Here is a 9,381-nt window from a genome sequence, read left to right on the forward strand (position 1 = left end):
CCCCACTCGGTGTCAAAACAACCCAACCCCCCCGCGGGCGGGTGCACGTCCTCGGGACGCGCACCGGCCCTCGGCCGAAACCATCGGATCAGTGGGTGACCGCAGCCGTTCCGGCCGGCTGGACCACGACGTACCGCTCCGGCTCGACGCCGCGCGAATCGCTGACCAGGCCCGCAGCGGCAACGGCGTCGTGCACGACCTTGCGCTCGAACGCGTTGAGCGGCTCGAGCTCCACCTCCGCGCCGGACTCCTGCACCTGCTCGACGGCCCGCTCCGCGATCCGCGTGAGCTCGACACGGCGCGCCGCACGGTAGCCACCGATGTCGAGCATCAGCCGGCTCCGGTCCCCCGTCCGTGTCTGCACCGCCAGGCGGGTGAGCTCCTGCATCGCGTCGAGCACCTCGCCCTCGCGGCCGATCAGGTGCCCGAGCGACTCGGGGTCGTCAGCGACCACCTCGACCGCCGCGCGGTCGTGCTTGATGTCCAGGTCGATGTCGCCGTCCAGGTCGGCGATGTCGAGGAACTCCTCGAGGTAGTCGGCGGCGATCTCGCCCTCCTCCTCGAGGCGCTTGGTGCGGTCCTCCGGATCCGCGACCGTGGCCGCGGGATCGGGTGCGGCCGTGCCTGTGCTCGCGTTCATCGCGTCTCCTCCTACTTCTTCTGCTTGCGCTTGCCCGACGACGCCGGGGTCGACCCGGGCGCGGTGCCGGACTGCTTGGGCTTCGATCCGGGCTGCGTGCTCGACTGCTTGGGCGAGCCGGCCTGCTTGGGCGAGCCGGCCTGCTTCGGCGTGCCCGACTGCTTGGCCGTGCTCGACTGCTTCGACGTACCGGCCTGCTGCTTGCCGGTCGATCCGTCGGTCGGCGCATCGGCCGGTGCGTCGGCCACTGCATCGGTGGCGTCCTGCGGGGCGGCCTGTGCGATCGCCGGGCGGGTCCCGCTCTTCTGCCGGTTCTTCCGCTTGGGCTGGACGCGCTGGCCGCTCTTCGGCTCCTCGACCACCGGGACGTCCTCCTCGACGACCCCGCCGTTCCGGGCAGCCTTGCGCGCGGCCTTCGCGGCCTGCCGCTCCTTCATCTGCTTCTCGGCGACGGAGCCAGGGGTCGGCATCCGCTTGATCGTGTAGTACTGCTGGCCCATGGACCACAGGTTCGTGACGGTCCAGTAGATCAGCACACCAACCGGGAAGTTCACGCCGGAGATCGCGAAGACGATCGGCAGCATGTAGAGCATCAGCTTCTGCGTCTGCGCCATCGGGCCCTCGAGAGCCGACGGCGGCATGTTCTTCATCGTCAGCTGGCGCTGCGTGGTGAAGGTCGTGACGCTCATCGCGACGATCAGCACGATGACCACGATGCGCGAGGTCATCGAGTCCGTCTGCAGGAAGACGTCGCTCAGCTGGGCACCGAACAGCGTGGACGACTCGATGTCACCTGCGACGTCGCGGGTGATCGGGCCGATGGGGTCAGCCGTGCCCTCGGAGATCTGCTTGAGGCTGTTCAGCACCCGGAACAGGGCGAAGAAGATCGGCGACTGCAGCAGGATCGGCATGCAGGAGGCGAACGGGTTCGTCCCGTGCTTCCGGTACAGCTCCATGGTCTCGCGCGTCATGTTCTCGCGGGACGCCGGGTCCGTCTTGCCCTTGTACTTCTTCTGCACGGCCTGCAGCTCGGGCTGGATCATCTGCATCCCGCGCGAGGCCTTGATCTGCTTGAAGAACAGCGGGATGAGCAGCACGCGGATGACGATCACGAGGGCGACGATCGACAGCACCCACGCCGTCCCGGGGCCGCTGGCCATCCCGAGCGTCGTGAACAGCCAGTGCGAGCCGTAAATGATCCAGGCTACGACCCATTCGATGGGGTAGAGGAAGGCGAAGAAGTCCATCGGTCAAGAAGCTCCAGTGTTGGTGACGCGAAGTCTGCGGTGGGTGCGAGGGGGTCGTGTACGGCGGCACGAGCCGAGGCGGGTCAGCTCTCGGCGTGAGTGTGCGTGCCGCGCGCGGGCGGCACGTCGTCGACGCCGCCGAGACTCCACGGGTTGCACCGCAGCAGGCGCCACAGCGCGAGACCGAGCCCGCGCAGCGCACCGTGGCGACGCAGCGCGATCAGGGCGTACTGCGAGCAGGACGGGTAGTACTTGCAGCTCGGGGGGCTCATCGGGCTGATGAACGCCTGGTAGAACCGGACCATCCCCACAAGGAGGGTCACCGGGAGCCGGCCGATCAGCGAAGGCTCACGCGTCGGCGCCTCACCCTCAGGGGCGGGGATGGTGGTCATCTCTTCCCGTCTCCGGAGACGCGCGCGACAGCACGCCGCAAGCACGAGTCGAGGTCGCGGTCGAGGTCCGCGTAGGTCGCGTCCGCCGACGGCGGCAGCGCGCGTACCACCGCACGAGCGGAGCTGGGCAGCACGGAGAGCTGGCCGACGGCGGCGGCACGGAGCCGACGCTTCACCAGGTTGCGCTGCACGGAGTTACCCACAGCCTTGGAAACGACAAAACCGACCTGTGGAGTTCCCGATCCTGGATCCGGGACATTTTCGTCCGGGACCAGGAGGTGAACCACCAAGGTCGATCGACCTGCGCGCGTGCCGCGGCGCACCGTCCGCTCGAAGTCGACGGAACGGCGCATACGGTGCGCCGCGGGCAACATGGCTCAGGCTGAGAGCTCGGCGCGACCCTTACGCCGGCGAGCTGCCAGGATGGCGCGGCCGGCACGGGTGCGCATGCGCAGCCGGAAGCCGTGGGTCTTCGCACGACGGCGGTTGTTCGGCTGGAAGGTCCGCTTGCTCACGAGGTACTCCAAGAACGTCGGGGTAGGCACACCGTCTGTCCTCGACGATGCAGTGAATGGTGGCCGTTCAGAAGTTCGATCGACCGAGCCGACCCGGGGCCTGGCCCATCGATCCTGGCCGACGTCGGAGGACGTGGCTCGAATCCGTGTATGGGCGCGCAGAAGTACCTGGAACGGCTGTCTGACGTTACGCCGGGCGGGCCCCTCGGGTCAAACCAGAACCGCAGGATCATGCGTGTCGGACGCGCCACACCGCGCGCCTCGCCGGCCTTCCCCGCTGGGCCGTCCTGCCTGGCTACGTACCACTTACCCAGGCATGATCCGCGCCATCCACAACCTGTGGACAACTGTGTGGACGGTGCCTCATCATGGCAGACTCCAACACACCCCCAGCGTCGCGCACCACCCCACGCACGAGACTAAGGAAAGCCAGTGGCCAACCCGGACGAGAACATCGGCGATGTCTGGGCGCAGACCCTGACAGCGCTCGAGGCCCGGCCCGACATGAGCCCCCGGCAGCTCGCCTTCATCCGTCTCGCCAAGCCGATGGCCGTGCTGGACGACATGGTCTTCATCGCCGTCCCGCACGAGCAGACGCGCACCTATCTGGAGACGGCCGTCCGCGACGACCTGGTCTCCGCGATGTCGTCGGTCCTGGGACGCGACGTCCGCTTCGGCATCACCGTGGATCCCGAGCTGAGCAGCAGCACGCTCGCCGGCCCGTCCCAGATCTCCGGCCCGGCGGCGCTCTCCCTCGAGCACGAGCCCCCGGAGCCCGAGCAGGCGCAGATGCCGATCGCGCCGCAGCCCGCGCCCAAGCCGTCGGCCGAGCCCACCCGGCTGAACCCGAAGTACATCTTCGAGACGTTCGTCATCGGCTCGTCCAACCGGTTCGCGCACGCGGCGGCCGTCGCCGTGGCGGAGGCTCCGGCCAAGGCGTACAACCCGCTCTTCATCTACGGCGACTCGGGACTGGGCAAGACCCACCTGCTGCACGCCATCGGGCACTACGTCCACAACCTCTATCCACACATCCGCGTGCGGTACGTGAACTCCGAGGAGTTCACGAACGACTTCATCAACAGCATCGGCGAGGGCAAGGCGGGCGCCTTCCAGCGCCGGTACCGCGACGTCGACGTGCTCCTCATCGACGACATCCAGTTCCTGCAGGGCAAGGAACAGACGATGGAGGAGTTCTTCCACACCTTCAACGCGCTGCACAACGCGAACAAGCAGGTCGTCATCACGTCCGACGTCCCGCCCAAGCAGCTCAACGGCTTCGAGGACCGGCTGCGCTCCCGCTTCGAGTGGGGTCTCATCACCGACGTCCAGCCCCCGGACCTCGAGACCCGGATCGCGATCATGCGCAAGAAGGCCGCGAGCGAGCACCTCGCCGTGCCGGCCGACGTCCTCTCCTACATCGGCTCCCGGATCTCGACGAACATCCGTGAGCTCGAGGGCGCGCTCATCCGGGTCACCGCGTTCGCCAACCTCAACCGGCAGCAGGTCGACCTGGCACTCGCCGAGATCGTCCTGAAGGACCTCATCACCGACGACGACGACACCGCGGAGATCACACCCGCCGTCGTGATCGCGCAGACGGCCGCCTACTTCGGCCTCACCATCGACGACCTGTGCGGCTCGTCACGGTCCCGGGTGCTCGTCACCGCCCGGCAGATCGCCATGTACCTGTGCCGTGAGCTCACCGACCTGTCGCTCCCCAAGATCGGCCAGCAGTTCGGCGGCCGCGACCACACCACGGTCATGCACGCGAACAAGAAGATCGCCGGCCAGATGGCGGAGCGCCGCTCGACCTACAACCAGGTCACCGAGCTCACCAGCCGGATCAAGCAGCAGCAGCGCGGCTGACGACCCGCACCTCACACGTGCCGCCTTCCCCGGCTCCACGCTGCCCGAAAATCCGGGCATAGAACCCACTTCCACATCTTTCAACACCCCTGTGCACAGCGAGACCGGTGCGCAGGGGTGTTGCGTATACGCACCTCCACAGGGCTGTCCACACGCGGAACGGCTGATTACCTGGGCTCGGCGTCGCTTGTCCCCAGCGCTGTGGACACAACCTGTGCAGAACTTGGTGCGCCGCGCTGACCAGCCGATACACACCTGGGGACAAGCCTGTGGACGGGTGTGGACAAGCGCCTGTTTTCTGTGGGCGACGGGACCCCGATCGGTGGACAGCCTGTGTGTAAAAACTGGCCGTCCACAGCAGTCCCCAGTTCATGCACAGATCGCCCCACAGCTCCTCCACAGGAGGAAATGGCCTCTGACCTGCGGAAAGACACGATTTCCCCAGTTTCCACAACACCGACTACTACTACGACAGTTATCTATTAGGGGGAATCCACACGCCTTCATAAGCCGGTCGAGCGCTTCGGCTACCTCTTCGAACACTAGTACGACACCCGGCATGAAGTCCATCCACAGCCGCGGCCTATCGAGTGCCGCGAGGTCCCCAACTCGCGTAGGGTTTCCCTCGACAGCCCAGGAACAAGAGGAGATGTAACGGCATGAAGTTCAGGGTCGAGCGCGACGTTCTCGCCGATGCCGTGACATGGACCGCTCGCACGCTCCCCACGCGCCCGCCGGCACCGGTCCTTGCCGGGGTTCGGATCGAGGCCAACGCGCAGGGCGTGATCAACCTCGCGAGCTTCGACTACGAGACCTCCGCGCGCTCCGAGATCCCCGCCGAGGTGGCCGAGCCGGGCACCGTGCTGGTCTCCGGCCGTCTGCTCGCCGAGATCTCGCGAGCACTGCCGAACAAGCCTGTGGACGTGGCACTCGAGGGCAGCAAGGTCGTCGTCACCTGTGGCGCCAGCCGATTCACACTCCTCACCATGCCTGTGGACGAGTACCCGGCGCTGCCGGGCCTGCCCGAGGTCAGCGGCACCGTGTCGGGTGACGCGTTCACCCACGCCGTCGCCCAGGTGACCGTCGCGGCCAGCCGTGACGACACGCTCCCCCTGCTGACCGGTGTGCGCGTCGAGATCGAGGGCGAGCGCATCACCCTCCTGTCCACAGACCGCTACCGCCTCGCGCTCCGCGAGCTGACGTGGACCCCGGCCACGCCGGGCTTCTCCGCCGTCGCGCTCGTCCGGGCACGCACGCTCAACGACGTCGCCAAGTCGCTCGGCTCGGGCGGACTCGTGAACGTCGGTCTGTCCACAGGCCAGGGTCTCGACCTCGTCGGGTTCGAGGCCGGCGGCCGGCAGACCACCTCCCAGCTCGTCGACGGCGACTACCCCGCCGTCCGCCGCCTGTTCCCGGACAGCACGCCCATCCACGCCGTCGTCGCCACCGCCCCGCTGATCGAGGCGGCGAAGCGCGTGAGCCTCGTCGCGGAGCGCAACACGCCGATCCGGCTCTCGTTCAGCGAGGGGCAGGTCGTGCTGGATGCCGGCCAGGGCGACGACGCGCAGGCGTCCGAGGCGCTGGAGGCAGTCCTGGTCGGTGAGGACATCGCGGTGGCGTTCAACCCGCAGTTCCTCCTCGACGGCCTGGGCGCCCTGGGCACGGACTTCGTCCGCCTGTCGTTCACGCACCCGAACAAGCCGGTCGAGTTCACCGGCCAGGGCAGCCTGGACGGCGAGGACGACTCCGCCTACCGGTACCTGCTGGTGCCGATCCGCTTCACCGGCTGACGGGTTCTACGCCCCGTCCTGATCGACGGGGCGTGCCCGCAACCCGACGTCAGCCAGCACCAAGGACGGCCGCCACGAGCGACCCCGTCGAACGACCCAGGAGGATTTCACGCACATGGTTACCCACATCGGTCTGGTCGGCCTGGGGAAGATGGGCAACAACATGCGGGCCCGTCTGCGCAAGGGCGGCATCGAGGTCACCGGGTTCGACCCGCGGCCCGAGGTGTCCGACGTCGCGACGCTCGCGGACCTCGCCGCAGCGCTCCCCGAGGACAAGCGGGTCGTCTGGGTGATGGTCCCGGCGGGCGAGCCCACCCGCGGCGTGCTCGACCAGCTCGGTGAGATCCTCTCCGAGGGCGACATCGTCATCGAGGGCGGCAACTCGCACTACGTCGAGGACCAGGAGCGTGCCGCCGAGCTCGCGAAGAACGGGATCGGCTACCTCGACGTCGGCGTGAGCGGTGGCGTCTGGGGCCTCGAGAACGGGTACGGCCTGATGGTCGGCGGCGCGGCCGCGGACGTGGAGAGCGTGCTGCCGGTCTTCGACGCGCTGCGCCCCGAGGGGCCCCGTGAGGAGGGCTTCGTGCACGCCGGCGGCGTCGGCGCGGGCCACTACGCCAAGATGGTCCACAACGGCATCGAGTACGGCCTGATGCAGGCCTACGCCGAGGGCTACGAGCTGCTCGCGGCCAAGTCCGACCTCATCACCGACGTGCACGGCACGGTGCGGGCCTGGAGCCGCGGCACCGTCGTGCGCTCCTGGCTCCTCGACCTGATGGTCAAGGCGCTGGAGGAGGACCCGAAGCTCGCGCTGCTCGACGACTGGGTCGACGACTCCGGCGAGGGCCGGTGGACCGTGGACGAGGGCATCGACCTGGCCGTGCCGCTCCCCGTGATCTCCGCCGCCCTGTTCGCGCGGTTCGCCTCGCGCCAGGAGCAGTCGCCGGCCATGAAGGCCGTGGCCGCGCTCCGCCAGCAGTTCGGCGGGCACGCGGTGAAGTCGGCGGAGTAGCGGCCGGGACGTACGATCTCCTACCGATGTACGTCTCCCACCTCTCCCTGCTGGACTTCCGGTCGTATGCGTCGGCCGACCTGGAGCTCGAACCCGGGGTCAACGCGTTCGTAGGGCGCAACGGCCGCGGCAAGACCAACCTGGTCGAGGCCATCGGCTATGTCGCGACGCTCGCCTCGCACAGGGTCGCCACGGACGCGCCGCTCGTGCGGTCGGGCGCCGAGCGAGCGGTCGTCCGGACGCGGATCGTGCGGGGCGACCGGGCGAGCACGGTCGAGCTGGAGATCACCCAGGGCAAGGCGAACCGCGCCCGGATCAACCGGGGCCAGCCGGTGCGGGCGCGGGACGTGCTGGGGGTCCTGCGCACGGTGCTCTTCGCCCCCGAGGACCTCGCCCTGGTGAAGGGCGACCCGGACGGCCGGCGGAGGTTCATGGACCAGCTCCTGGTCCTGATGATGCCGCGGGTGTCCGCGGTGCTCTCCGACTACGAGCGGGTCCTGCGGCAGCGTTCGGCACTGCTCAAGTCGGCGCGGTCGGCCCGGCGCTCCGGTGGGTCGTCACGGTCGGAGAGCTCGGCGGCCGCCGAGCTTGCGACGCTCGACGTCTGGGACGCGCGACTGGCCGAGCTCGGCGCGGAGATCCTCTCGCTGCGGGTGCAGCTGGTGAACGCGCTGCGGCCGGCGGTCGCCGCTGCGTACGAGCAGGTGAGTGATGCCGACGGCGACGCGGAGATCGCCTACCGGTCGTCGATGCCGGCCCTCTCGGCGGACAATCCACCGGAGTTGTCCACAGGCTCTGGGGATAACTTTTCGGACGTCGGCCGCCTCCGTGACCTGCTGCTCGAAGCTCTTGTCGAGGCCCGGCCGCAGGAGCTGGAGCGCGGTGTCAGCCTCGTCGGCCCGCATCGGGACGACCTCGTGCTGACGCTCGGCGGACTGCCCGCCAAGGGGTACGCAAGCCATGGTGAATCGTGGTCGTTCGCACTCGCGCTGCGGCTCGCATCGTTCCGACTGCTGGGCGGGGATCCGCAGAATTCGGCGGATTCACCCACTTTCTGGGACCCCGAACTGGGCACCGACGCCGACCCGGTGCTCATCCTCGACGACGTGTTCGCCGAGCTCGACGTCCGACGTCGGGAACGGCTCGCGGAACTGGTGCTTCCGGCTCGCCAGGTGCTCGTCACGGCGGCCGTGCCCGAGGACATCCCGCCGGCTCTGGACGGCGTACGGTTTCACGTGGAACCCGGGACGGTGACCCGTGACTGATGAATCTCCACAGGGGCCTGTGGATAACTCTGAGCCCGCTCTGACGCCGCCGTCGGAGGTCGCTCGCGCTGCCCTCAACCGGGCCAAGGCCGCGGCCCGGGCCCGCGGTCTGCGGCCCGGATCCCCCTCACGCCGGTCTCCCCTGGCCGAGCCCCGGTCGAGCGGTTCGGGGCCTGGCGCGCGGGATCCACAGCTCCTCGGTGCGGTCGTCGGCCGGCTGCTGCGCGAGAAGGGCTGGACCGAGGAGGTGTCGGTGGGCGGCGTCGTGGGCCGCTGGCGCGAGGTGGTGGGTTCGGAGATCGCCGACCACTGCACACCCGAGACGTTCGAGGAGAAGGTGCTCGTGGTGCGCGCCGACTCGACGGCCTGGGCCACCCAGCTCCGGCTGCTGGTGCCGACCCTGGTCCGGCGCATGGCGGAGGAGATCGGGGAGGGCGTCGTCGAGGAGGTCACGGTGCTCGGCCCGGCCGGCCCCGGGTTCCGGCGCGGCCCTCGTTCCGTGCGTGGCCCCGGTCCCCGGGACACCTGGGGCTGACAGGCCTGGACCACGATCCACAGGCGGCAGCGTCCGCCCGCCGGCGGGACCGCACACGAGGCTCGTACGAGGTCCGGAACGGGTCGCCGACGCACGAAGGGCTCCCCGGCCGAAGC

General features: G+C 69.1%; 9 protein-coding genes and 1 pseudogene. 5 read left to right on the forward strand and 5 right to left on the reverse strand.

Features of this window, described 5'->3' with window-relative positions:
• Positions 1–88 precede the first annotated feature (88 nt).
• The 5 genes from ACFWEJ_RS23555 to rpmH all read right to left on the reverse strand — a co-directional run bounded on the left by ACFWEJ_RS23555 (position 89) and on the right by rpmH (position 2,794).
• Entirely contained in the window at positions 89–640 is a 552-nt protein-coding gene (locus tag ACFWEJ_RS23555; protein ID WP_377231613.1) for a protein jag, read from the reverse strand.
• 11 nt (positions 641–651) lie between these two features.
• Complete coding sequence (gene yidC / locus ACFWEJ_RS23560) at positions 652–1,887, reverse strand: membrane protein insertase YidC (RefSeq protein ID WP_377231614.1); 1,236 nt, start codon at positions 1,885–1,887, stop codon at positions 652–654.
• Positions 1,888–1,970: 83 nt separating this feature from the next.
• Complete coding sequence (gene yidD, locus ACFWEJ_RS23565) at positions 1,971–2,279, reverse strand: membrane protein insertion efficiency factor YidD (protein ID WP_285100560.1); 309 nt, start codon at positions 2,277–2,279, stop codon at positions 1,971–1,973.
• On the reverse strand, positions 2,276–2,653 hold the full coding sequence (rnpA, locus tag ACFWEJ_RS23570) for a ribonuclease P protein component (RefSeq protein ID WP_377231615.1): 378 nt from the start codon (positions 2,651–2,653) through the stop codon (positions 2,276–2,278). The genes yidD and rnpA overlap by 4 nt, the downstream gene beginning before the upstream one ends.
• Before the next feature lie 3 nt (positions 2,654–2,656).
• Entirely contained in the window at positions 2,657–2,794 is a 138-nt protein-coding gene (rpmH, locus tag ACFWEJ_RS23575; RefSeq protein ID WP_010849920.1) for a 50S ribosomal protein L34, read from the reverse strand.
• A 432-nt stretch (positions 2,795–3,226) separates the two neighbouring features.
• Here rpmH and dnaA point away from each other — a divergent pair, with 432 nt between their 5' ends.
• The 5 genes and pseudogenes from dnaA (at position 3,227) to ACFWEJ_RS23600 (ending at position 9,265) form a co-directional block, all read left to right on the forward strand.
• A complete protein-coding gene (gene dnaA, locus ACFWEJ_RS23580) occupies positions 3,227–4,663 on the forward strand; it encodes a chromosomal replication initiator protein DnaA (protein WP_377231616.1) in 1,437 nt (478 codons plus the stop codon).
• A gap of 659 nt (positions 4,664–5,322) precedes the next feature.
• The gene (gene dnaN, locus ACFWEJ_RS23585) at positions 5,323–6,453 is read left to right on the forward strand and encodes a DNA polymerase III subunit beta (protein ID WP_377231617.1); all 1,131 of its coding nucleotides are present in this window, start codon (positions 5,323–5,325) and stop codon (positions 6,451–6,453) included.
• 61 nt (positions 6,454–6,514) lie between these two features.
• Positions 6,515–7,465 (forward strand): annotated as a pseudogene (gnd, locus tag ACFWEJ_RS23590) (phosphogluconate dehydrogenase (NAD(+)-dependent, decarboxylating)); the annotation flags it as partial.
• A 26-nt stretch (positions 7,466–7,491) separates the two neighbouring features.
• Positions 7,492–8,730 carry a DNA replication/repair protein RecF gene (gene recF / locus ACFWEJ_RS23595; RefSeq protein ID WP_377231618.1) on the forward strand — a complete coding sequence of 413 codons (1,239 nt, stop codon included), beginning with the start codon at positions 7,492–7,494 and terminating at the stop codon, positions 8,728–8,730.
• Between the two features lie 19 nt (positions 8,731–8,749).
• Positions 8,750–9,265, forward strand: coding sequence for a DUF721 domain-containing protein (locus ACFWEJ_RS23600; RefSeq protein WP_377231619.1), 516 nt, complete (start codon positions 8,750–8,752; stop codon positions 9,263–9,265).
• The last annotated feature ends 116 nt before the right edge of the window (positions 9,266–9,381 follow it).

The sequence above is a fragment of the Promicromonospora sp. NPDC060204 genome (assembly GCF_042728455.1).
Taxonomy (GTDB): Bacteria; Actinomycetota; Actinomycetes; order Actinomycetales; family Cellulomonadaceae; genus Promicromonospora.

Bases quoted from the DNA above. Each gene is read 5' to 3' on its own strand.
- ACFWEJ_RS23555 (WP_377231613.1), bottom strand. From the start codon at position 640: ATGAACGCGAGCACAGGCACGGCCGCACCCGATCCCGCGGCCACGGTC.
- yidC (WP_377231614.1), bottom strand. From the start codon at position 1,887: ATGGACTTCTTCGCCTTCCTCTACCCCATCGAATGGGTCGTAGCCTGG.
- yidD (WP_285100560.1), bottom strand. From the start codon at position 2,279: ATGACCACCATCCCCGCCCCTGAGGGTGAGGCGCCGACGCGTGAGCCT.
- rnpA (WP_377231615.1), bottom strand. From the start codon at position 2,653: ATGTTGCCCGCGGCGCACCGTATGCGCCGTTCCGTCGACTTCGAGCGG.
- dnaN (WP_377231617.1), top strand. From the start codon at position 5,323: ATGAAGTTCAGGGTCGAGCGCGACGTTCTCGCCGATGCCGTGACATGG.
- recF (WP_377231618.1), top strand. From the start codon at position 7,492: ATGTACGTCTCCCACCTCTCCCTGCTGGACTTCCGGTCGTATGCGTCG.